A 23931-nucleotide genomic window follows, 5' to 3' on the forward strand; every position below is an offset into this window, starting at 1 on the left:
TTCTCGCTGCGCACCCCCTGCGCGACCATCTGGGCCTAGGCCTTCGGGTTCGGGGCGCCGCTCGAGTCGGTGCCGGCCTCGGATGGGTGATCCTCGGTGCGGTCCGGCGTGATCTCGCTCTTGAAGATCTTCATGGATTGGCCGAGGCTGCGGGCCAGCCCTGGCAGCTTCGGAGCGCCGAACAACAGCAGGATCACGACGAGAATGACCAGAAAGTGCCAGCCGGTCAGGTTTTGAAGCATGCGAATTCTCCCTCGAATCAAGTCGGTCGTGCAGCAGTGTAACCGCCGCACCGCCGACACAACCGGGCAAAGCTCAGCATGTGCTCCGGCTGTAACCTTTTCCCGAGAAAAGCCTGAGACGGATGCCTATCCCGGGGTGGATTCCGCTGCCCGGAAATGCTCGAGAACGTCGCCGATGCGCGTTGTGCAGCCGCCACAGCCGGTGCCGGCTCGGGTGGCCGCGCCGATGCAGGCGACGGTGGCGTTGCCGGCCTCAGCCGCCTCGGTGATGGCGCCGACGGTGACGCCGTTGCACCAGCAGATGGTTGCATCGAGCGCGAACGCGCTGCCGGCGGATGGCTCATAGTCCGGTCCGTCGTAGCGCAGCAACACAGAGCGATCGGCCGGCAGTTCGCTGCCGCGCTCGAACAGCAGGGTCAGCTCGGCGGCCGTGCGCGGCATACCGACGCAGACGAAGCCCTCGAGAATGCCGTGGCGGGTGACCATCTTCACGTAACGACCGGCTTCGGGGTCGGCCCACTGTGCGACGCGCACCGGGGCGCCGGAGCACCCGGCGGCATGTTCGTCAAGACCGGCATCCCACGGGTCAGCGGCCGTGTTGCCGACCGACACGACATCGACGCCCTCGGCCTTGAGCATGACCACGGCAGGCGTCGCCGCCGCCAGCGACAGCGCCGCCTCCCGGTTCAACAGCTCGGCCGTGAACCGCGCGGCCAGCCAGTCGGCCTGGCGCCAGCCCGGACCGATCAGGCCGCTCGGCCCGCCGGTCGGACGCGCCGTGGAATCGCCGGCGCGAGGCGCAGGAGCCACGTGCGCGCAGTCGCCGATCGCGTAGATCTGCGGGTCGCCCCAACTCTGCAGGTTTTCGTCGACCAGGATTCCGGTCGACACCGGCAGGGCCGCCAACTGGGCCAGCTCGGTACGGGCGCCGACACCGCAGGAGAGCAGCAGCAGGTCGCCGTGGATCTGCTTGCCGTCAGCACAGATCAGGGCGTCGAACCGGTCCACTCCGTCGTCGTCCTGGTGAAAGAGCAGGCTCTCGGCGCGAGAGTGGTTGACCATGGTCACGCCGGCCCGGCGGGCGCTCTGCGCGAGCACGCTGCCGCCGCCGCGGTCGAGGTTGCGTGCCATGGGAATCTCGCCGTGATAAACCACGCAGGCCTGGGCACCGGCGGTCGCCGCAGCGAGGGCAATCTCCATACCGAGCACGCCCGCGCCGAGCACGACGATGCGGGCTCCGGCAGTCACGGCCGCGAGCACCCGCCTCGCATCGTCGAGGTCACGCAGCACGGTGACCCCGCGCGGGAGTGGGGCGCCGCTGGTGTCGAGGGTGGCGGCATCCGCTGGCGGCGCCTGGCGATCGCGGCGCACGCGGGTGACGCCGTCGAGGGTGGGCACGTTGGCACGGGCGCCGGTGGCGAGCACGAGCCGGTCGTAGCGCAACAGCGTGCCATCGCTGAGCGACACCGCACGGCGACTGCGGAGGATGGCCGTGACGCTCAGGCCCAGGCGCAGGTGCACGCCGGCCTCCCGGGCGGCGAGCGGGTCGGTGATATCCAGGCTCTCCCGGTCGGCGTTGCCGACGGCATATTCGGCGATGAGCACCCGGTTGTAGGCGTCCGCGCTCTCGGCCCCGACTACGGTCAGCGTCGCCGCGCCCTGCCGCACAAGCTGCAGCAGCTCGTCGACGAAACGGGCACCGACCGGGCCGTAGCCGACCAGCACGATGTGCTCAGGGTTCCGGTGTTCAGACATGGGCGCCTGCTTCCACGAGCGCACGCACTCGAACGGTCGTCTTCTTGAATTCGGGCATACCGCTCACGGGATCGGTCTCGTCGTCCGTCAGCAGGTTGGCACGCTGATCGCCGGCAAAGTGAAACGGCAGAAAGACCGTGTCAAAGCGGATGTCGGTGCTCACCTGGGCCCGGCAGCGCACCGTTCCCCGGTCGTTGCTGACCTCGACCCAGGCCTCGTCGATGATGCCGAGCTGCTCAGCGGTAGCCGGGTGCAGCTGCAGTCGGGCCTCCGGCTGGGCGTCGGCGAGCTCGCGCACCCGCCGGGTCTGGGTGCCGCTTTGGTAGTGCTCGAGCAGGCGGCCGGTGATCAGCGTGAGGGTGCCGTCGACCTGCGCCGGTGCACCGAGGCGACGGGCCTGGACGGCGACGAGGTGGGCGCGGCCGTCGGGGTGGGCAAAGCGGTCAAGAAATAGGCGGGGCGTTCCGGTGGACCCTGCGGGATACGGCCAGAAGGCCGGCTCTTCGGAGTCGAGCAGCTCATAGCTGAGCCCGGAATAGTCGGCCAGGCCACCCGCCGACGCTCGACAGAGTTCATCGAACACCTCACCGGCTTCGGCGCTGAAGGTCGACGCCGAGTCGAGGCGGCGGGCGAGTTCCTGCCAGATCCACAGTTCGCTGCGCACACCCTCGGGTGCAGCGACCGCCAGCCGGCGCCGGATGACGCGACCCTCGAGCGACGTCATCGTGCCTTCCTCCTCGGCCCACTGCGTCACCGGCAGCACCACGTCGGCGAGCACCGCGGTTTCGGAGAAGAAAAAGTCGGCCACGACCAGAAAATCCAGGGTTTTCAGGGCGGCTCGCACCCGGTTCGCGTTCGGCGCGGAGACGACGACATTGGAACCGTGCACGAGCAGGCAGCGGATGCCGCCCGGCTCGCCGAGCGCGCCGAGCAGCTCGACCGCGGGCAGGCCGACGCCGGGCAGGCTGTCCGGGTCGACGCTCCAGACCCCGGCGACGTGCGCGCGGGCAGCGGGATCGCTGATCTTGCGGTAGCCGGGCAGCTGGTCGCACTTCTGCCCGTGTTCGCGGCCGCCCTGCCCGTTGCCCTGGCCGGTGAGGGTGCCATAGCCGGAGTGCGTCGTGCCGACGAGGCCGAGCACGAGGCTGAGGTTGATCGCCGCGGTGGCCGTGTCGGTGCCGTCGACGTGCTGCTCGACGCCGCGCCCGGTGAGAATGTAGGTACCGTTGCCGGTCGCTTGTCCGCGGGCAGCCCCTGCCGCCAGGCGGCGGGCGAGTTCGCGCAGCTGCCAGACCGGAACGCCGGTGTGTTCCTGCACGCGGGTTGGCCACCACTGGTTCACGCTGCGGCGTACCGCGTCGAACCCGGTGGTGCGGGCGTGGAGGTAGTGCTGGTCGGTGAGTTTCTTGGCGATGACGAGGTGGGTCAGGCCGAGCAGCAGCACGAGGTCGCTGCCGGGAGTCGGCTGCACGTGCATGCCGGCGCCGTTATCGGTGAGCCGGGCGGTCGCGGTGCGGCGCGGGTCGACGACGACGAGGCCGCCGGCAGCGCGGGCCCCCTCGAGGTGGCCGATGAACGGCGGCATGGTCTGCGCCACGTTGGAGCCGAGAATGAGGATGGTGTCGGCCGTATTGAGATCGTGGACGCGAAACGGGAGCCCGCGATCGAGGCCGAACGCCCGGTTGCCGGCGGCCGCGGCGCTCGACATGCAGAACCGGCCGTTGTAGTCGATGCGGCTCGAACCGAGCGCCACCCTGGTGAACTTGCCGAGCTGGTAGGCCTTCTCGTTGGTCAGTCCCCCACCGCCGAACACGCCGACCGCGTCGGCCCCGTGCTCGGCCCGGATGTCGCGCAGTTTCGCGGCGACGAGGTCGAGTGCATCGCTCCAGGACGCCGGTTCGAAAGAACCGTCGGGCTGCCGCAACAGCGGTTCCAGGATGCGGTCCGGGGAGACGAGCAATTCGGCGGCGGTCCAGCCTTTCTTGCACAGGCCGCCCCGGTTGGTCGGAAAGTCCCGGCCGGCCACCGTCACCGCGTCGGCATCCGTTGGAGAGGGGTTCAGCATCATCGCGCACTGCAGGGCGCAGTACGGGCAGTGGGTTCGGGTGCCGGGCAAGGGATGCCTAGATCTTCTGGCCGGCGACGGAGGAACCGCGGCGCAGGTAGACGAAGGCGGTGACGCACATCATGACCACGTAGGCGAGCGCGAAGGCGTAGATGGCGCTGGAATAGTCGCCGGTGCTGGTTTTGGAGAAGCCGAGTACCTGCGGGATGATGAACCCGCCGTAGGCGCCGACGGCGGAGATGAGGCCGAGGGCTGCGGCTGTTTTGCGCTGCGTGTTGACGTCGCCCGAGTTCTGGTGGGCGTCTTTCACGCCGCTGCGGGCCGAGAACACGCTCGGGATCATGCGGTAGGTCGAGCCATTGCCGATGCCGGTCGCCACGAAGATGAGCAGAAAGCTGCCGAGGAACGCCCAGAAGTTACCGAGCGGTAGCACCGCGACGACCACGAGGGCGCCGACGGCCATCACGCCGAAAGCAGCGACCGTGACGGATGCCCCGCCGAAGCGGTCGGCCAGGCGACCGCCGGCCGGGCGGGCCAGCGAACCGACGAGGGCACCGATGAACGCGAGCGACAGGGAGGCCGACGCGACCTGGAAGGTGGAATAGGTCGGGAACTGGTCGGCGATGAGCTTGGGGAACACGCTCGCGAAGCCGATGAAGGAGCCGAAGGTGCCGATGTACAGCACGGCAAGAATCCAGAAGTGCGGTTCCTTGATCGCCGCGATCGACCCGGCGAAGTCGGCCTTGGCGTTGGTGAGGTTGTCCATATACTTCCAGGCACCCCACATGGCGACGAGGATGAACGGGATCCAGAACCAGCCGGCGAAAGATATGTTCAGTGTTCCGACGGCGCCGAGGGTGATCACGATCGGCACGATGAGCTGGGCCATCGAGGCGCCGAGGTTGCCGCCGGCGGCGTTCAGGCCGAGCGCGTAACCCTTTTGGCTCTGCGGGTAGAAATAGGTGATGTTCGACATCGAGCTGGCGAAGTTGCCGCCGCCGAAACCGGCCAGGGCGGCGACGAACAGCATCACACCGAACGGGGTGTCGGGGTTGCCAACGCAGAAGCCGAGGGCGATCGACGGGATCAGCAGCAGCCCGGCCGAGATGATGGTCCAGTTGCGGCCACCGAATTTGGGCACCATGAAGGTGTACGGAAAACGCAGGGTCGCGCCGACGAGGCTCGGCATCGAGATGAGCCAGAACACCTCGGTGATGGAAAAGGTGAAGCCGGCGGCCGGCAGCGACACCACGACGATGCTCCACAGCTGCCAGACCACAAAACCGAGGAACTCAGCGAAGATCGACCATTTGAGGTTGCGGGCGGCGATGAGCTTACCGCCCCGGTCCCACTGTTTCTTGTTCTCGGGATTCCAATTGTCGATCCAGCGACCCGCACGGTGTACGAGCACCGCCCTATCGGTGTCGATCAGGTTCGGTGCTGATTCAACGGTGCTGGATGTCATCGAAGTCCCCTTGAAATGAAACGGCAGGCAGCCCGAGCGGCTGACCATGACTTCGACGTTAGCCAGCGTGTGTTTCCGGCAACCGTGACACCCGTTACCTTTCGATCACCAGATGATCACAGGCCGTTCGGGGGGTTGTTGGGGCGCTGTTACATGACGGACACAATCCGATTGCGCCCGATGATGCCGGCAGCGGATACCCGAAGTGGCAGACTGGAACACCTTGCGCCCGAACGGGACGCTGTTTGAAAGGCCCGCACATGACGATCACCGCCGCCGCCGACGGTTCTGCCCTCGGAAACCCCGGACCGGCCGGCTGGGCCTGGTACGTCGACGATTCCTGTTGGGCGGCCGGCGGCTGGAAGCACGCCACCAACAACCAGGGCGAGCTGAAGGCCGTACTCGAGCTGTTCCGGGCCACCGCGCACCTCGACGACGACCTGCTCATCCTGTGCGACAGCCAGTACGTGATCAATTCGGTGACCAAGTGGATGAAGGGCTGGAAGGCCAAGGGCTGGCGCAAGGGTGACGGCAAGCCCGTGATGAACCTGGACCTGCTCAAGGAGATCGACGAGGCCATCGCGGGGCGTCGGTACCGGTTCGAATGGGTGAAGGGTCACGTCGGGCATCCGCTCAACGAGGCCGCCGATGTGCGCGCGCGCGGTGCGGCCGAGGCGTTCCAGCGCGGGCGGTCCGCGCCGGCCGGACCGGGGTTTCGCGGGGGTTCGCCCGAACCGGTGGCGTCGAGCAGGGCGGCAGCATCCGGTGGGCAGAGCGCACCGACCCTCACGACAGAGCGGGTCACCGAACGGGCCGGTGCCTACGCGCACGACGAGTTGTTCTCCTTCGACGACCTCGGCGATGACATCGGCGAGGACCATCGTGACCTGACCGACCCGCACGGCCCCGACGTGATTCGCAGCAACGGTGAGCTGCACCGGGTGACGCTGTCATTGAGCGCTGACGAGCACCGGCTGTTGGTTCAGCGGGCTGCAGCCCGCGGTGTGACCGTCGAAGAGTATGTCCGCGGCCTGATTTGAGCCGTGGGACCATGGAATATGTCCGCTTCTCCCTTTGACGCCGCCCAATTGCACGTGTTCGAGACCGCACTCGGGGAACGTCGGCTCGAGCTGACCGTCGAGTTCCAGCGCCTCGCCGACACCTTCGATGGGGTGCAGAGCTCCCGCAGTGACGGTTCCGCGGACGGCGCCCACGACGCGGAAGCCTCCTCGCTGCGCACCGAATGGTCACGCATGTCGGGATTCCAGGGCGAAGCCGTCGAAGAGCTCGCGTCGATCGATCGGGCCCTGCAACGCATTGTCGATGGAAAGTACGGTCTGTGCGTGCGCGGCGGCGAGCGCATCCCGGACGGGCGACTGGAGATCAAACCGGCCGCTGATCTGTGCATCGCCTGCGCCGAGAAGGCGGCAGCGCGCCGCCGTTAGCCGTCCGTTCAGCGCACCCCGATGAGAGACCGCAGGCCGAATTCGGAGACAATGGGGATGCCGTAGTCGCGGGCCTTACCGGTCTTACCGGTCACCGACTCCGGATCGGCGGCCACGAGCAGGCGGGTGCGCAGGGTGACCGCGGTGCCGAGCGAGAGGCCACGCGCGACCAGCTCCCGGCCCCAGTCGGAGCGGGCGCGGGCCATCTCACCGGTCAACACCACGATGTCACCGTGTTCCAGGAGCACCGTATCGATCGAGGAGATCGGTGGGCGAGCCGGCGTGGTGGGTGCGGCCAGCACTGCGGCGGTGGCCTCGGGAGTGACATCGAGCATGCGGGCGACCGCGATCAGGTCCGCAGAATCTTCGACGCGGAGGGTGCCTTCGCTCCAGGCCACGCGCACGAGGTCGTCAAAGTACCGATGATGCAGGGCACCACGATCTGCCGCTGTGATACCGCTCAATTCGGCGAGAACGTGAAGTTCTCGCGTCTGGCTCGGCGAAAGGACGCGATCAAGAAGGCACAGGTCGAGCAGGGCGAGATAGTCGAGGTGTTCCTCCGGGCCGGTGTAGTCGGGGAGCTTCACGGCCGCCCTGGCCAAGAAACTCGGCGTCGGCACGACGTCGATCGTCATCGAGGGGTCGCGCTGCACCCACGGGGCCGCGCTCGAACCCACGATTGTCGGCCAGTCGCACTGTTCGGCTCGGTCGAGGGCGTTGATCCACGGTGCCGCGCTGGGTGAGCCGTGCACGTAGGCCGCCAACAGGCTCGCACACGCCTCGGCCTGCACCAGCGCGCCGGGACCGGGCTCGATCTCGATGTCGTAGGCCGCGCAGCAGTCTATGAGCAGTCGGCCTGCTCCCGGCAGGTAGTTGCGGGCCAGGTGCATGGTGCAGACCGCCTCCAGCCCTCGCCCGGGGGCATAGCCGATCAGTTCGAATTCACGCATCAGAAATCCGGTGACGAACTGAGCGTTGTGGGTCACCAACACCCGGCCGCGCAACAGCTCGACCAGTCGTGGCGCAACCTGCTCGAAGGTCGGCGCTCGCAGCAGCTCGGCAGTGCTGACGCCATGCGTCGCCACGTCACCGGCATTGCTGCCGGGGTTGATGACGGTCTGCCAGCGCGCAGAAAGGTGACCACCCTCGTCGAGGTGCACCACGGCTACCTCGACGACCCGATCCCGCTGGTACGGGAACAGTCCGGTGGTTTTCAAACTTATAACGGCGTATCCACGTTCGGGCATGGTCACACTCCACAATCTTGTTCTGCGAAGTTATCCGCAAACCCCTCGTGTTGCGATAGCCCGTTCGGGGGCTTGTGGGTATCGCCAAATGCTGCTTAAATCTCACCTCGCTGCGGTGGCTCTTTTAGCTGAATTTTTCGGAGGCAACAGGGTGTCAGCTTCTTCAAGCGACATACCGTTCGTTTCGGGCACCTTGCGCAGCACGAACCAGAAGGAGAGCCCGGCGAACAGGGCGTACAGGCCATAGGTGATCGGCAGGGAGGCATCGGCCATCGGCGGGAAGCTGACGGTGATGAGAAAATTGGCGATCCACTGGGCGGCCGCGGCGAGACCGAGGGCCTTGGCTCGAATCGAGTTGGGGAACATCTCGCCGAGCAACACCCAGACCACGGGACCCCAGGACGCACCGAACGCGATGACGAACAGGTTCGCGGCGACCAGGGCGATCGGCGCCCACGCCCCCGGCAGGCTCAGCTCGCCGCCGACCGTCACCGACTGACTGAACGCCACTGCCATCGTCGCGAGGGACACCGTCATTCCGATGGACCCGCTCAGCAGGATCGGTCGTCGACCGATCCGGTCGACCAGGGCGATCGCGACCAGGGTGACCAGAATATTGGTCACCGAGGTGATCACGGAGATGGTCAGCGAGTTGGATTCCGCGAAACCGACCGCCTCCCACAGGGTGGTCGAATAGTAGAAGATCACGTTGATGCCGACGAACTGCTGGAATACCGACAGAATGATGCCGACCCAGACGATCGGCTTGAGGCCGAAGGCACTGCCGCGCAGGGATCCAGCCCTCTGCGACCGGGCATCGACCTCGATCGAACGACGCATGTCGCGAATCTCCCGATCGACGTCACCACTCGGCCAGAGCCGAGTGAAGACGGCGCGGGCATCCGCTTCCTTGTCTTTCAAAATCAGGAAGCGGGGAGATTCCGGCAGGATGAAGGCGATGCCGCCGTAAACGATGGCCGGCACGGCGCCGGCCAGGAACATCCAACGCCAGGCTTCGAGGCCCAACCAGAATTCACTGCCGGCGCCGCCCGCGCTTTCGGCGAACACGGCGTCGGAGAGCAGAGCAGTAAAGATGCCGAGGGTGATCGCGAGCTGCTGCAGCGACCCGAGTCGGCCGCGCATCTGACGCGGTGAGATCTCAGCAATATAGGCCGGCGCGACAACGGATGCCAGTCCGATACCGAGTCCACCAACAACCCTCCAGATGATCAGATCGACGACGCCGAAAGAAAAGCCGGAACCGATCGAGCTGACCAGGAACACCACGCCGCCGAGCAGCATCATGGGGATGCGTCCGTAGCGGTCTGCGAAGCGGCCGCCGAAGAAGGCGCCCGCCGCGGCGCCGAGCAGGGCGCAGGCCACGGCGAACCCGGTGAGGGTGGCATTCAGCCCGAATTCCTCCTGCACCGCATTGACGGCTCCATTGATGACCGAGGAATCGAATCCGAACAGAAAGCCGCCCAGAGCGCCGGCGACGGCGAGTGCGATGACTTTTCTGTTGGTGCTCGGCGCGGGGGAATCGGTGGCCATCGTGGACGTGCTCATAGTGCTGTGTCGGTCAAGTGCCGCCCCCTGGGTCGAATTCGTGTACCGAATCAGCCTACGTCGGGTGCCATCCGATCCGAAGTTGGCCGCCTGGTCTTCGTCATCGTGGAGGTGAACAGGCCGTTCGCGGCGGGCGTCCAGCGAGACAGAGCTACCATCTTGAATGACCAGATTCACGGACAGCTGGCGCTCGCACCTTCTGGTGACGCTCTCAGGGAACAGCGATGGGCGGCCAGGCTGGGTCGACAAGATCGAGACCGGCGACAATGCGGGATACTTCGGCCCCGGAAGCGCGGCCTGGACCGTACACGGCGGAATGGCGACCATGGTCGCCGGCATCCGCGCCCTGCTCATGCAGACCCTGCACCCCGGCGCCATGGCCGGTGTACACGATTGGTCCCGCTATCACGAGGACCCGCTCGGCCGCCTGTCCGGCACGATTCAGTGGCTGGTCACGGTGACCTTCGCCGACACGGTCGTCGCCGAGCGCGAATCGGGCCGCGTCGCCCACTTTCACGACCGCGTGGCCGGAACCTACCTTGATGCGCGCGGCGAAGAGCGCCCCTATGCCGCGGGCGACCCGGAGCTCTTGTCGTGGGTGCACGTCGTCTTCACCGATGCGTTCCTGCAATCCCACCTGCTCTGGGGCGACGCCATTCCCGGCGGCGCCGACCGCTACGTCAGCGAATGGGCGACCGCCGGCGAACTCATCGGCGTGCAGAATGCCCCACATTCCGCCGCGGAGCTTGCCGCACAGCTCGAGGCTTTTCGCCGGGCCGGCACGCTGAAAAGTGACGCCCGCGTGGCCGACGCGGTGCGATTCATCCGCTACCCGCCGCTCAGTCGGGGCATGCTGCCGTTCTACCGCATCATGTTCGCGGGGGCTGTGGCGTCGATTCCGCGCGAGTATCGCGACATGCTCGGCCTGAAACCATCCCGTCTGCCCGTCATCTGGGGTACCCGGATCGTTCTCCGTATCGTTCGCACGCTGCTCGGCCCCACCTCGACCTCAGAGGATGCCGCCCGCACGCGGCTCGCGCGACTCGCCCCCACCGCCGGGCTGGTTCCGGAAGCCTGATTTCCCGACGCCGCCCGGGCGGACCGCTACGCCTCCGGCGCGAAGAAGGCTCTGGCGGCCGCGCTCAGAGCCCGCGGATCGTTGACGTGGCAGAGTTCACGGGCGGAGTGCATCGACAACAAGGGCACGCCCACGTCGACGACGCGAATGCCGAGCCGGGTCGCGGTCAGCGGTCCGATGGTCGAACCGCAGGGAACCGTGTTGTTCGAGACGAATTCCTGGTAGTCGACGTTCGCTTGGGCGCAGCTGCGAGCCCAGAGGGCTGCGCCGTGGGCATCCGTCGCGTAGCGCTGGTTGGCGTTGATCTTGAGCAGCGGGCCGCCGCCGAGAATGGGCCGGTTCGTGGGATCGTGCCGTTCGGGATAGTTGGGGTGCACGGCATGACCGGCGTCGGCGGAGAGGCACCAGGATTCGGCGTAGGCCTGCAGATGCTCTGACCCGGTCGCGCCGAGGCCGTGACCAATGCGGGTGAGAATGTCGTCGAGCAGCGGGCCGCTCGCGCCGGAGCGGGACTGGGAGCCGAGTTCTTCGTGGTCGAACCCGGCGAGCACGCTGATCGGGCCGCCGGTCTGCTCGCTCGCCTGGATCAGGGCCTGCAGGCCGGCGTAGACGGAGGAAAGATTGTCGAGGCGGCCGGCCGCGAACAGCGCGTTGCCGAGACCGAAGGTGGCGGGCGGCTGGGTGTCAGCCGTCAGAACGTCGTAACCCGCGACATCCGCTGCCTGCAGGCCGGCCAGGTCGGCAAGGTGGGCCACCAGGTCGGCCTCCGACGCGTCGCCAACGCCGAAGACGGGAGTGAGATGACGTTGCCGATCGAGAGTCAGGGCGTTGTTCACCTCACGGTCGAGGTGCACGGCGAGTTGCGGAATGCGCAGGAACGGTCCGGTGCGCACGAGGTGCTCGGTGCCGTCCCGGGTGACCAGCCGACCGGCGAGTTCGAGCTCACGGTCCAGCCAGGAATTCAGCAGCGGCCCGCCGTACACCTCAACGCCGGCCTGCAGCCAGCCGAACGCGCCGATCGTGGGCTTGGGTTTGAGTTTGAAACCCGGGGAGTCGGTGTGGGCGCCGAGGATACGGAACGGCGTGATGGGACCGGCGGCAGCCGGCTGTGACCAGGCGATGACGGCGCCGTCTCGCACGACGTAGTGACCGGTGACCTCGTCGGTCGTCCAACTCGCCGATTCCTCGAGCCGGGTGAAACCGGCCACGTCGAGCCGCCGAGCTACCTCGGCGGCGGCGTGGTACGACGACGGTGACGCTTGCAGAAAGGCGGAGAAATCGGCGGTGTAGGCATCCATTCATCCATCCAACCACCAGCGCGAGGCAGCGGCTGCCGCGGGCCGCGTGCTACAAATCGCCTGGTGCGTCCAAATCGGCGGGCGAGTCGTTCGGTGCGTCGGACTGCAGCGCGGCGCGCGCGAAGGCGGCGCCACCGACGGTGACCGTGCCGCGGTCCCCGTGCCAGGCCTCGGTCTGCTCGAACGCACCGAGCCGGTCGAGCAGGCGCCACTTGGTGTCGACGAGGTGCCAGACCGACTCCGTCGTGGGCTCCTGGCCGTCCGACTGCACCCAGCCAAGCGAGCCCAGCGCGCGCGACAGGGTTGTGAGATAGTCTTCGCGCCGGGCGAGGCCGCGGGTCGCGACGAACAACAGCAGCAGGCGGGTGGCGTCACTCACCGCGGGCGTACGGCTGTGGTGGATGCTGCGGGCCAGGTACCACCAGAGCTCGCGGGGCGAGCCGGACAGTGCGGCGCCCTTTCTCGTGAGCACGAGCATCCCCTTACTGACCCGCAGCAATCCCACGTCGCGCAGGTGCCCGCGCAGTTCCTGCAGCGGCCGCAGGTGCACTTCGCGGTTGACGCTCATCGGCCAGCCCCAGTCAAGCTCGGCAGAAGCTTCGAGCACGACCGCCGGCGGCAGGTGCCCGGCTTTGGTCAAGCGGATGCCGTCGGTCCCGACCCGGGTCAGTATCCACTGCGCGGGAGCGACCATGCGCGCCATGGCGCGCTCCTGCAGCAGGATCGAATCGTTGACCCGCGCCTGCCCGATGAGCCGACGAAAACCGACGACGGCCTGTTCCGGCAGTCGCGTTTCGATCTCCTGAATCACGTTCACCCACCGAGCCTACTGAGCGATCCCCCTCGACGGCGTCGGATGCCCCGCGACACGCACTGCGAACCCGCCCCGACGGCGACGGGGCTCAGCGGCTGTGTCTGGCGAATGGGTTCGGCGGGTGTATTCCCAGCGGGATCAACACCATCGAAGCAATCCCAATTTCAGGCGGGGTCGATCGCTGCTGCCGTCATCACCAGACCAGCGAATAGGAGTGTCGGCGGCATCTGGCACCCTTGAAGGATGACCGACACCCGCGCATCCGCTCTGGCCATTCTGCGCACCCTGGTGGGGCAGGGCGACGCCGATTTTCATACCGGTCAGTACGAGGCCATCGAAACCCTCGTCGACCACCGCCGCCGCGCGCTCGTGGTGCAGCGCACCGGGTGGGGCAAATCGGCCGTGTATTTTGTGGCCACCCTGCTGCTGCGTCGTCAGGGCGCCGGCCCGACCATTCTGGTCTCGCCGCTGCTGGCCCTCATGCGCGACCAGGTCGCCGCCGCGGCCCGCGCCGGCGTGCGGGCGGTGTCGATCAACTCGTCGAACGCCCACGAATGGACCGACGTGCTGCGGCAGCTCGACGCCGACGAGGTCGATGTGCTTCTGGTGTCGCCGGAGCGACTGAACAACCCGTCCTTTCGCGATGAGCAGCTGCCCGCGCTGATCGCTCGGGTGGGCTTGCTCGTGGTCGATGAGGCGCACTGCATCTCCGACTGGGGCCACGATTTTCGCCCGGACTACCGCCGCTTGCGCGAGCTGATCGCGCAGATGCCGGCGGGCGTTCCCGTGCTCGCCACCACGGCGACCGCCAACAGCCGCGTGGTGCAGGATGTCGCGGAGCAGGTCGGCATGGTCGCGACCGGTGTCGACGGCGCTACCGTGGGCACAATGGGCACGGCCGAGGTCGTCACCATTCGCGGCCCGCTCGCTCGTTCCTCGCTGCGGCTCGGCGTGCTGCGACTGCCCGATTCGCGCGCCCGTCTGGCCTGGCTACTCAGCCACCTCGGCGAGCTGCCGGGCAGCGGCATCATCTACACCCTCACCGTGGCGGCTGCCGAGGACACCGCCCGGCTGCTGCGGGAAGCCGGCCACGCGGTGCGCGCCTATACCGGGCAGACCGACACGGCCGAACGTGAAGAATCCGAGGGGCTGCTCAAGTCCAACCAGGTCAAGGCGCTCATTGCGACGAGCGCGCTCGGCATGGGGTTCGACAAACCCGACCTCGGCTTCGTGCTGCACCTCGGGGCTCCCTCATCCCCGGTGGCCTACTACCAGCAGGTCGGTCGCGCCGGCCGTGCCACCGCCTCGGCCGACGTGCTGCTGCTGCCCGGCGCCGAAGACGAGGCCATCTGGCACTATTTCGCCACTGCCTCGATGCCCAACCAGGCGAAGGCCCTCGCCGTGATCGGCGCGCTCGAAGCGGCCGGCGCTCCCCTGTCGACCCCGGCGCTGGAAGCCAGGGTCGACCTTCGGCGCACGCCGCTCGAACTGCTGCTGAAGGTGCTCGACGTCGACGGCGCCGTGCACCGGGTGAAAGGCGGCTGGCAGTCCACCGGGCAGCCCTGGGTCTACGACGAAGAACGCTACGAACGCATCGCGGCGGCCCGGCTCGGCGAGCAGCAAGCGATGCTCGAATTTGAAAGCACCACCGGCTGCCGCATGGAATTTCTGCAACGCTCCCTCGATGACGACACCGCCGTAGCCTGCGGTCGCTGCGACAACTGCCAGGGCATCTGGTATCCGAGTGATCTGGCCGAGGGGGCTGCGGTCACAGCCGCGAAGTCGCTCGACCGGGTCGGCGTCGCCATCGAGGTGCGCGCCCAGTGGCCCACCGGCATGAGCAGCCTCGGCGTCGCTGCCACGGGCAAAATCCCGCTCACCGAACGCGCCGAACCCGGCCGCGCGCTGGCCCGACTCACCGACCTCGGCTGGGGCGGTCCCCTGCGTGACCTGTTCGCGACCGGCCACGCGGATGCCGCAGCCCCGCCCGCCATGCTCGCCGCCTGTGTGCGTGTGCTGGCCGAGTGGGGGTGGGCCGAGCGCCCGGCGGCCATCGTCGGGATGCCGTCGCGGCGGCATCCGCTTCTCATCAATTCGGTGGCCCGTTCACTAGCCGAGGTCGGCCGGCTGCCGTGGCTCGGCGCACTCGACTGGGCGAATGGCGGCCCCACCGGCGAGCCCGGCGGCAACAGCGCCTACCGACTGTCGAGCGTTTGGGACCGCTTCACCGTCGGCCCCGAGCTGGCGTCGGCGCTCACCCCGTTCGCCGGGCGCCCCCTCCTGCTCATCGACGACCTCGCCGACAGCCGGTGGACTCTGACCGTGGCGGCCCGCGTGCTGCGCCGGCATGGCGCTTCGGCCGTGCTGCCGTTCACCCTGGCCCTGCGCTCGTAGCTCCTCGTCGCGCTTAACCGAAAACAGTGCATAACCGAAATAGTGCGTAACTGGAATATTTAGGGCTTGCGGCTCCTTGTTACCCTGAGTAGGCCGCCACCCGCGGCCTCCGCACACTCTGGGGCAGCACCCGCACGACCCGCGCTCGCTCCACCTAGATCGTTAGGCGTTCTTTCATGAAGCTCAGATTCATTCCGGCTGCCCTGCTCAGCGTCGTTGCGCTCACCCTCGCCGGCTGCTCCGCCCCGACCGCTGAGAGCGCGGCCGGCACCGACGACTCGCTGAGCAGCGTACTCGACTCCGGCACGCTCACCATCGGCACCGAGGGCACCTACCGGCCGTTCTCGTTCCACAAAGACGGTTCGGGCGACCTCACCGGCTATGACGTCGAGGTGGCGCGAGCCGTCGCCGCCGAACTCGGCGTTGACGCCGTGTTCGAAGAAACCCAGTGGGACGGTATCTTCGCCGGCCTCACCGCGGGCCGCTGGGACACCATCGCCAACCAGGTGTCGATCACTCCGGAACGCCTTGAGGCGTACGAATTCTCCACGCCGTACACCTACTCGACCGGTGTCATCGTCGTTCCCGCCGACAACACGTCGATCACGTCGTTCGCGAGCCTCGACGGCCTGACCACAGCGCAATCGCTCACCAGCAACTGGAACGCCCTCGCCACCGAGAGCGGCGCGACCGTCGAAGGCGTCGAGGGCTGGGCCCAGTCGGTCGCCCTGGTCGAACAGGGCCGGGTTGATGCCACGGTCAACGACAAACTGACCTTCCTCGACTACCAGAAGTCCTCCGGCGCAAAGAACTTGAAGATCGCCGCCGAAACCGAGGATCGCTCGGAGAGCGCCTTCGCCTTCGCGAAGGACGGCACTGCGCTGGCCGAAGCCGTGAGCGAAGCCCTCACGACCCTCAGCAGCGACGGAACGCTCGCCGAGCTCTCCGACAAGTACTTCGGCGCCGACGTCAGCCAGTGACGCTCATTTGATGATCCAGCCTGACTGGGAGTTGTTCGTCGACTCGCTCTGGCCGATGCTCGACGGCGCGGTACGCGGCACGATTCCGCTTGCCCTGATGTCGTTCGCGATCGGTCTCGCGCTCGCGCTCGTTCTCGCGCTCATGCGGCTGTCGGCGAAGCGCTGGCTGTCGGGCATAGCGCGCGGCTACATCTCGATCGTGCGCGGTACTCCGCTGCTTGTGCAGCTGTTCGTGATCTTCTACGGGCTGCCCTCGGTCGGCGTGACGATCGACCCGTGGCCGAGCGCGGTCGTCGCTTTCTCGATCAATGTCGGCGGGTACGCAGCGGAGGTCATCCGTGCCGCTATTCTCTCGGTGCCCAAAGGCCAGTGGGAAGCCGCCTACATGATCGGCATGTCGCACAGCCGTGCCCTCACCCGCATCATCCTGCCGCAGGCGGCCCGGGTGTCGGTGCCGCCGCTGTCGAACACGTTCATCAGCCTCGTCAAAGACACCTCGCTGGCGTCAGTGATTCTGGTCACCGAGCTGTTTCGTGAGGCGCAGCAGATAGCGGCTTTCAGTCAGGAATTCATGCTGATCTATTTGGAAGCAGCCCTCATCTACTGGGTCATCTGCCTGGTGCTGTCCACCGGGCAGGGTTTTCTTGAGAAGCGATTGGACCGTTATGTCGCCCGCTGATCTTTCACGACCGACCGGCCAAGGGGATGCCGCCGCATCCGCTTGGCTGCTGCGGGTTCGGGGCCTGCGGAAGAGTTTCGGCAGCAACCGGGTGCTGGAATCGGTGGACCTCACCGTGGGCCGCGGCCGCGTGCTCGCCCTGATCGGCCCCTCCGGCTCCGGCAAGACCACGATTTTGCGCTGCCTGAATGGGCTGGAACTGTCCGACGGCGGTACCATCGAGGTCGCCGCTGCGGTGAGTGGCGACCGGGCTGGGGCCGTCACGGCTACCGGTCGGGGTACCGCATCGCCCGCCACGGTAACCATCGACTTCGCCGCCAAGACCACGCCGAAGCAGCTCGCCGGCCTGCGCGACCGGTCGGCCATGGTCTTTCAGCACTACAACCTGTTTCCGCATAAAACCGTGCTGCAGAACGTGATCGAGGGTCCGGTCGTCGTGCAGCGTCGCCCGATCGCCGAGGTCACGACCGAGGCGCTCGCGCTGCTCGACCGGGTCGGCCTGACCGACAAGCAGGGCAGCTACCCGTTCGAACTCTCCGGCGGCCAGCAGCAGCGGGTGGGCATCGTTCGGGCCCTCGCACTGCGCCCACAGCTGCTGTTGTTCGACGAGCCGACCTCGGCCCTCGATCCGGAGCTTGTCGGCGATGTTCTCCGCCTGATCAAGGAGCTGGCCGACGAGGGCTGGAGCATGGTCATCGTCACCCACGAACTCGAATTCGCCCGCGAGGTCGCACACGAAATAGCCTTCGTAGACGGCGGCACCATCGTCGAGCGTGGCGACCCGAAACAACTGCTGCGGAACCCCAAGCAGGAACGCACCCGCCAGTTCCTGCACCGGCTGCTCCACCCGTTCTAGGGCGCAGCAGCCGGGGCGAGAAGCTTACGGGTGCGGCGTGATGATCACCACGGTGATGCGGTCGAGTCCCGGGCCGTAATGCCAGTAGATGCGGCCGGCCGTAGGCGTTCGGTGCTCAATGTAGGAGTCCCAAACGGCTTCCCCCTTCTTGCCGGCGAGAGACACGTACTTGTGTGAGCGCAACGCCGGGTCGTCGGGGTTCAATTGAAGCCGACCGAGTGCGGTGCGCACGCGTTTGAGACGGCCCACCAATTGTGGCTTCGTTTCGAGGATGGACAGTCCCGATGCTGCTTCTCTCGTGAGAAGGAGCGTGAAACTCATGATCGGGGCTCGGCCGATGCGGCAGACTCGTCGTCCGCGTGCTCCTCATCGGCGTAGCGGGTGAAGTCGCCACCCTCGCTGGTCTCTTCCTTACTGCTGTGTTCGAGGCCCGCACCAGGGCGGCCCGGATGCCCTCGTCGTCCCAGACCAGGAGCTCGCGGCGAGGTATGGACACGAGCGGGGTCAAAAGAATTTCGCCTTCAGCATTCACGGCGACGGCGTAACGATCATCGCGGTGCACTCCGGCTTTGCCGAAAGCCATGCGCGAACGCTCATCAGCGCTGACTTCGCCCATCGGAACGAAGTCCGATTTCAGTTCTGTCATCTTCTTCAGTTCCACCATCGTCTTCACCCAATCATCTGGTGGCCGGCACCCGTCCGGGTGGATTCCGGGACCGATGCGAGCCTGTCTGAAAGTGAGATTACCCCAGATTTACATGTGGGTAAACCCCTAGACAAAGAATTTGGACGAAGTGTGGTATCCCGCGCGCATTGCACAGGTTCAGGTGTCGCGCTCGCGAAATGGAAAGACCAGTCCGGTCGGCAGGGCGATCGGACTGGTCTAAGCACCATGAATATACCGAATGCCCCGCACGTGATCAAGATCCCAATTCACTCGTTTTCTTACCAGAATCGCGAAATTAGGTTAGGGGCACTTGAACTCACGATCACGGTGTCAGCGCCGCGCCACCGTGGAGCGCCCGTCGGCGCAGCGAGCGGGAGGAGAACTCCGGGCGCGGTGCGCTCTCGGCGCGTTCCAGCAGGTAGCGCGTCACCGTATTCCAATCAGGAAAGAGCGGGGACAGAAACTTGATCAGCTCGCCCTCGAACCGGTCAGCACCGATGGCCGACCCGTCATCGACCAAAAAGTCGCCCCGGTTGAGATGCTTGTGGTGCGAGAGAATGAGGCGTTTGTAGGCCGGGCCACCGACATCCGCTCCGAGATGTTCCTGCACCCACTCGAGCTTGTGCTGCCAGGCAGTCGCGTTACCCCACGGGGCCATCGACAGGATGTAGGTGTCGAACGAGCGGGCGAGAGTGTGAAACGCGTCGATAGCGCCACTGATCGGCTCCATCCGGGCGAAAATTCCGGGTACTTCGTCGAGCCGCTTCTCGTAGCGGATGTACTCGGCGTTGGTGAGTCGGTCGATTCCCGACTGCACGTTGACGAGGGTGTTGTCGAGGTCGATGTAGAGGATCTTTTTCATTCGGTCTCCCTGGCGCGGCTCGCTTCGTTGAGGCAACGTTCCGATGGTGACAGGCTCGCCCCGGATCGGCAATGCCTGCGGTCAACCCCATCAGTCCACCCGCCGCCCCCAGGGTCAGGCGCCGGCCGAATCGGCCTCAATTCGGCTGTGGCCCTGGTCGGTCACCGAGATGCGCAGCGTGGCCGGAATCTGTTCCTTCATGGAGTCGACGTGGCTGATCAGGCCGATCGTGCGGCCGCCGGCGCGCAGGGTGTCGAGGGTGCCCATGGCGGTCTCGAGGGTCTCGCTGTCGAGCGAGCCGAAGCCCTCATCAACGAACAGGGTATCGAGCGTGATCCCGCCCGCCTGCCCGGACACCACCTCAGCAAGGCCGAGCGCGAGGGCGAGGGAGGCGAGGAATGTCTCACCTCCCGACAACGAGTGCGTCGCCCGCGCGCGACCGGTGAACCCGTCTCGGATCATCAGGCCCAAACCGGAGCGCGCGCCACCCTTCACCCGGGAGTCATCGTGTTCGAGTGCGTAGCGTCCGCTCGTCATCGTGCGCAGCCGCAGGTTGGCCGCCACGACAATCTCTTCCAGCTGGGCGGCCAGCACGTAGGTTTCCAACCGCATCCGCTTGGTGTTCGGTTCGTCACCCTGCATGACGTCGGCCAGCTGACGCACCTGGGAGTGCACGTTCAATAAGTCAGCGGATGCTGCGAATCTCGTCGTGACCTGCCGCACGAGTTGCGTGAGCTGACCGGCCCGTTCGGTGAGCGAGCCGTGCGCGCTCACCGCCGCATCGCGCGCGCTGCTGGCGGAGTCGAACGCCCGCAGGGACGGCTCGATATCGACCGGTTCCCACGCAAGATCGACCAGCTCAGGATGGGCCGCTGCCGCTCGCGCTGCTGCACGCTCGTCGTCATAGGAGCGCACGACGGTCTCTAAGCGTGCGATCTCCCTCTCATCCCGCCGCGCCGCGACGGCCGTCTGCTCGTCGTCGAAGCCTTCTTCCTCCAGCTGACCGTCACGCTGGCGAGTTGCGGCATCGGTGGCCGCGGCGCGTTGCCGGCTGAGATCTTGCGCGCCGTCGAGTGCGCGCGCACAGGCCAGCTGCTGCTGCAGGGCGAGAACCTGGTCGGTCACGCTGTCGCACTCGCCGCGCTGCGCTCCCACGCGTGCAGCGAGCAGGTCGCGCAGCCCGGAGCGCACGCTGTGCGTGTCGGACGCGGAATCGCGTGACACTCGGGCGGCCAGCACCGCTGCCTGGGCCAGGGTCAGGCCGTGCCGGAGGTCGGCCTGATTCTGCCGAAGCCCCTCGACCAGACCGGCCGCCGTGCGTGCGGTCGCCAACCGAGTGGCCGCGGCAGCGCGGTCAGCACGAAACTCATCGACACTGCGTTGCCCGGCCAGCGCCTGCGCCTGCGCGAGCCGATTCGTGAGGGCGGCCGCGGTCTCCTGGGCGTCGGCCAGTTGCTGCTGCCATTCCTGCAGCTGGTCACGGGCCGTACTGAGGTCGGCCGCAGTCACCAGCCCCTCCTGGGCTGCCGCCGGTGCGGGGTGTTCGATGGACCCGCAGACCGCACACGCGGCACCATCCACGAGGTACCCGGCAAGTTCCGACGCCTGCCCGGCAATGCGCCGGGCCACGAGCACCTCGTAGTCGATGGCGGCCGCCGCATTATCGCGACTGCGGCCCAGCAGGTGCTCGTTCGCCCCGATCAACCCGGCCAGTAGGAACACGACGTCTTCGGCGGCCGCGAGCCCGGCGTCGGCCCGGTGAACGGCTTCCTCAGCGTCGGTCTCACCGGCGGCGGTGACGGTCGCTGCCGCGAGCTGCACGCCGACGAAATCGATCTGCTGGGGCAGATCATCGAGTCGCTGCTGGGCACGCTTCAGGTCATCCGTGTGACCGGCGAGCAGATCGAACAACGTCGTGATTTCATGGTCAAGGGCCGGAAGTCGCTTCTCCTCCTCGAGCACCTCGGCGAGCGCTCCGAGCCGTCTCACGAGGGCATCCATGATCGGGCCCAGCGCCGACTCGGAGCCTGCCGGCGCAGCCGCGTCGCTCGCGCTGGCACCGTTCGCACCGGCACCACTCGCACCGCCACCATGTGCACCGGCACCAATCGCACCGCCACCATGTGCACCGACACCATGTGCACGCAACGACACGTCGAACGAAAGCCAGGCCGCCCGGGCCAGGGACTCGTCGGCCAGAGCCGCCTGCCAGGCGAGAGTCGCCGCCCGGCTGGCGCGAATGTGCGGCCAGACCCGCGCCGCCCGCGCGGCGTGGCGCAGCGTATCGCGCTGGTCGTCGACCTCGCCAGACCGGGTGTCGAGGGTCGCCAGAGTGGACTCGGCGAGGGCACGCCTGGCCTGACGCCGCTGCGTCTCGGTGGCCGCTCGGTGCTGGACCGTCGCTTCGGCCAGCGTCGCCGCCGCGGCTTCCGCGTCGTGCGCGGCGAGGTCGACCTCGCGATTCAGGCCGTCGAGTGCGCCCCGAAACCAGCCGAGGTCGGGCTCGACTGGCAGTACGGAGAGTCGCAGCTGGTGCATGGCTGCGGTGGCATGCTCAGCGACATCGCGCTGAACGGCAGCGAGACTCTCGTCGAGAGATTTGCGGCGCGTGATCAGCGCGGACTCCAACTGTTCGAAGCGGGTGGTTCCAAACAGTGTGCGCAGCACCGCACGACGTTCCTCGGTTTTGGCCAACAGGAAGTACTGGAACCGGTTTTGAGCGAGCAGGATCACCTGGAGGAATTGGTCGGCCTTCAAGGGCAGGATGGTGCTCAGTTCGAGGCCGACTTCTCGGGGCTTGGCCGCAATACCCCGCCATTCCCCGCCCTGGCGAAGCTGCAGCACAGCCGTCGGCGCCGCGCTGGTCGTTCCGGTACCGTTCTTCTTCGCTCGCTCATATTTCGGGCTGCGCAGCAGCCGGTAGTCCCGCCCGCGCAGGCTGAAGTCGAGTTCGACGAAGGTGGGATCATCGGGCTCGCAGTAGTCGCTGCGCAACCGCTGCTCGGTGTCGGTGAAACGCGGTACCTGGTCATAGAGGGCGAAACAGATTGCGTCGAGGATGCTGGACTTGCCGGCGCCGGTCTTGCCCGTGATGAGAAAGATTCCGTCGGAGTCGAACCGCTCGAAATCGACGATCTGCTCGTTCTTGAAGGGGCCGAACCCGGCCAGACGCAGGCGCTTGATCTTCATGCGTTTGCCTCTTTCGCGCCCTGTTCGGTTTGCAGCTGCGCGATCAGTGCGCTCTCGAATTCGGAGGGCCCGACCCCGTTGCGCACGAACGACAGGAACCCCGCCACGATCTCTGCATCACTGGTGGCGGCACGTATCCGCTCGGCGTAGGTAGAGCCATCCGCTTCGAGCGTGATCGTCGGCCGGTGCTCGAGCGCCACGCAGTGCGCGAATCTGGTCTGCATTGATCGCATGGCATCGAGCGGGCGCACCTGGTCGGTGAGGATGGCCTTCACCCAGTCGCCCTCGGTGCCGGCGAGGGTCTCATCGGCGAGCAGCGTGGCGAGTTCGCCGGTGAGCACCGTGAGTCGGCGTGGCACGGGCAGGTCGATCCACTCAACGGTCGGGTGGGTACCGTCTTCAGTGGCACCGAGGCCCGCGGCACCGAGTTCGACCAGCCAGGCCCCACGCGGCTTGCCGACCTCGGAGAAGGAATAGTGCAGGGGCGCGCCGGAGTAACGAACCCGCTCGGTCAGGGTGGCCCGTCCGTGAATGTGGCCGAGCGCGACGTAGTCGCAGCCGTCGAAGACACCGAGCGGCACGACGTCGAGCCCGCCGGCGGTGATATCGCGCTCGACATCGCTCGCCTCGGCGGCCGACGCCACTCCGGCCGCGAAGCAGTGCGAGAGCACGACGCTGCGGCCGCCGCGGGCAGATAGGGAACCGAGGGTGAGGTTGCGCAGTGCCAGATCCGCTCGAATACGCGTCATGGCGAAGTTCAGCACCTGCTCGTGCGTCTTGAGCGGCACGTCGGGGTGCAAATGGCGAATGAGCACGGGCTCCAGATAGGGAATGCCGTAGAAATATACCGGGCCGTGCTCGTCGGTGATGGTGATCGGTTCGAGGTATTGCTCGGGCCCGGTCACAACGTGAATGCCGGCCAGGGCCGCCCACTCCGACTGAAAGCCGAGCCGGGTCGCCGAGTCGTGATTGCCGCTCGTCATGACAACGGATGCCCCGGCCTCTTTAAGGCGCCGCAGCGTGCCGGTCAGCAGCGCGTAGCCCTCTTTCGAGGGTATGGCCGAGTCGAACACGTCGCCCGCCACGGCCACCACGTCGACGCCGCGGTCACGCACGATCTCCACCAGGGCGTCCAGCACGATGCCGAGGTGCTCAAGCGTGGAGTGGGTGTGGAAGGTGCGCCCGATGTGCCAGTCCGAGGTGTGCAAAATCTTCATGCTCTCGACGCTACCGGGATGCACCGACAGTACTGACCGGCAGAGCCGACCGACAGCATCCGCTTTACCTGACCGCCGCTGCCAACCGCAGACCGAGCCCCGTTATTCTTTG

19 protein-coding genes are annotated in these 23931 nt (G+C 67.0%); 7 read left to right on the forward strand and 12 right to left on the reverse strand.

Annotation, left to right across the window (positions count from 1 at the left end):
* Nucleotides 1–35: 35 nt before the first annotated feature.
* From tatA to E3O25_RS08385, 4 genes are all read right to left on the reverse strand, one after another.
* Entirely contained in the window at nucleotides 36–242 is a 207-nt protein-coding gene (tatA, locus tag E3O25_RS08370; RefSeq protein ID WP_092111026.1) for a twin-arginine translocase TatA/TatE family subunit, read from the reverse strand.
* A 126-nt stretch (nucleotides 243–368) separates the two neighbouring features.
* Entirely contained in the window at nucleotides 369–1997 is a 1629-nt protein-coding gene (locus tag E3O25_RS08375) for an FAD-dependent oxidoreductase (RefSeq protein ID WP_134360918.1), read from the reverse strand.
* Nucleotides 1990–4113, reverse strand: coding sequence for a molybdopterin oxidoreductase family protein (locus E3O25_RS08380; RefSeq protein ID WP_134360919.1), 2124 nt, complete (start codon nucleotides 4111–4113; stop codon nucleotides 1990–1992). Before E3O25_RS08380 ends, E3O25_RS08375 begins: the two co-directional genes overlap by 8 nt.
* A 7-nt stretch (nucleotides 4114–4120) precedes the next feature.
* Nucleotides 4121–5527: an MFS transporter gene (locus tag E3O25_RS08385; RefSeq protein ID WP_092111101.1), complete on the reverse strand. Its 1407-nt coding sequence runs from the start codon at nucleotides 5525–5527 to the stop codon at nucleotides 4121–4123.
* A gap of 260 nt (nucleotides 5528–5787) precedes the next feature.
* Between E3O25_RS08385 and E3O25_RS08390 the strand changes: the two genes are divergently transcribed.
* Complete coding sequence (locus tag E3O25_RS08390; protein ID WP_134360920.1) at nucleotides 5788–6567, forward strand: RNase H family protein; 780 nt, start codon at nucleotides 5788–5790, stop codon at nucleotides 6565–6567.
* An 18-nt stretch (nucleotides 6568–6585) separates the two neighbouring features.
* Nucleotides 6586–6972, forward strand: coding sequence for a TraR/DksA C4-type zinc finger protein (locus tag E3O25_RS08395; protein ID WP_092111019.1), 387 nt, complete (start codon nucleotides 6586–6588; stop codon nucleotides 6970–6972).
* A gap of 8 nt (nucleotides 6973–6980) precedes the next feature.
* On the opposite strand, the gene E3O25_RS08400 is transcribed toward E3O25_RS08395, so the two are convergent.
* On the reverse strand, nucleotides 6981–8219 hold the full coding sequence (locus tag E3O25_RS08400; protein WP_092111018.1) for an exonuclease domain-containing protein: 1239 nt from the start codon (nucleotides 8217–8219) through the stop codon (nucleotides 6981–6983).
* Nucleotides 8220–8321: 102 nt separating this feature from the next.
* On the reverse strand, nucleotides 8322–9836 hold the full coding sequence (locus E3O25_RS08405; protein ID WP_370448747.1) for a sugar porter family MFS transporter: 1515 nt from the start codon (nucleotides 9834–9836) through the stop codon (nucleotides 8322–8324).
* Between the two features lie 112 nt (nucleotides 9837–9948).
* On the opposite strand from E3O25_RS08405, the gene E3O25_RS08410 reads away from it, so the two are divergent.
* On the forward strand, nucleotides 9949–10863 hold the full coding sequence (locus E3O25_RS08410; RefSeq protein WP_092111014.1) for an oxygenase MpaB family protein: 915 nt from the start codon (nucleotides 9949–9951) through the stop codon (nucleotides 10861–10863).
* Nucleotides 10864–10889: 26 nt separating this feature from the next.
* Here the strand turns inward: E3O25_RS08410 and E3O25_RS08415 are convergent, their stop codons facing one another.
* On the reverse strand, nucleotides 10890–12161 hold the full coding sequence (locus E3O25_RS08415) for a M18 family aminopeptidase (RefSeq protein ID WP_092111012.1): 1272 nt from the start codon (nucleotides 12159–12161) through the stop codon (nucleotides 10890–10892).
* Nucleotides 12162–12210: 49 nt separating this feature from the next.
* Complete coding sequence (locus E3O25_RS08420) at nucleotides 12211–12978, reverse strand: hypothetical protein (RefSeq protein ID WP_134360921.1); 768 nt, start codon at nucleotides 12976–12978, stop codon at nucleotides 12211–12213.
* 240 nt (nucleotides 12979–13218) lie between these two features.
* On the opposite strand from E3O25_RS08420, the gene E3O25_RS08425 reads away from it, so the two are divergent.
* From E3O25_RS08425 to E3O25_RS08440, 4 genes are all read left to right on the forward strand, one after another.
* Nucleotides 13219–15369 carry an ATP-dependent DNA helicase RecQ gene (locus E3O25_RS08425; RefSeq protein WP_092111009.1) on the forward strand — a complete coding sequence of 717 codons (2151 nt, stop codon included), beginning with the start codon at nucleotides 13219–13221 and terminating at the stop codon, nucleotides 15367–15369.
* A gap of 176 nt (nucleotides 15370–15545) precedes the next feature.
* Entirely contained in the window at nucleotides 15546–16349 is an 804-nt protein-coding gene (locus E3O25_RS08430; RefSeq protein ID WP_134360922.1) for an amino acid ABC transporter substrate-binding protein, read from the forward strand.
* A 10-nt stretch (nucleotides 16350–16359) separates the two neighbouring features.
* A complete protein-coding gene (locus E3O25_RS08435; RefSeq protein ID WP_092111006.1) occupies nucleotides 16360–17028 on the forward strand; it encodes an amino acid ABC transporter permease in 669 nt (222 codons plus the stop codon).
* Nucleotides 17015–17884 (forward strand): amino acid ABC transporter ATP-binding protein, encoded by an 870-nt coding sequence (locus tag E3O25_RS08440; protein WP_134360923.1) that lies wholly within the window; start codon nucleotides 17015–17017, stop codon nucleotides 17882–17884. The genes E3O25_RS08435 and E3O25_RS08440 overlap by 14 nt, the downstream gene beginning before the upstream one ends.
* A gap of 24 nt (nucleotides 17885–17908) precedes the next feature.
* On the opposite strand, the gene E3O25_RS08445 is transcribed toward E3O25_RS08440, so the two are convergent.
* The 4 genes from E3O25_RS08445 to E3O25_RS08465 form a co-directional block, all read right to left on the reverse strand.
* Nucleotides 17909–18205: a hypothetical protein gene (locus tag E3O25_RS08445; protein ID WP_092111002.1), complete on the reverse strand. Its 297-nt coding sequence runs from the start codon at nucleotides 18203–18205 to the stop codon at nucleotides 17909–17911.
* Between the two features lie 668 nt (nucleotides 18206–18873).
* Nucleotides 18874–19413, reverse strand: a complete 540-nt coding sequence (locus tag E3O25_RS08455; protein ID WP_092110999.1) for a hypothetical protein — start codon at nucleotides 19411–19413, stop codon at nucleotides 18874–18876.
* A gap of 114 nt (nucleotides 19414–19527) precedes the next feature.
* Nucleotides 19528–22602, reverse strand: a complete 3075-nt coding sequence (locus E3O25_RS08460) for an AAA family ATPase (RefSeq protein WP_134360924.1) — start codon at nucleotides 22600–22602, stop codon at nucleotides 19528–19530.
* Nucleotides 22599–23819 carry an exonuclease SbcCD subunit D gene (locus tag E3O25_RS08465; protein WP_134360925.1) on the reverse strand — a complete coding sequence of 407 codons (1221 nt, stop codon included), beginning with the start codon at nucleotides 23817–23819 and terminating at the stop codon, nucleotides 22599–22601. Before E3O25_RS08465 ends, E3O25_RS08460 begins: the two co-directional genes overlap by 4 nt.
* Nucleotides 23820–23931: the final 112 nt, after the last annotated feature.

This window comes from Cryobacterium sp. TMT1-3, from assembly GCF_004402315.1.
Classification (GTDB): domain Bacteria; phylum Actinomycetota; class Actinomycetes; order Actinomycetales; family Microbacteriaceae; genus Cryobacterium; species Cryobacterium luteum.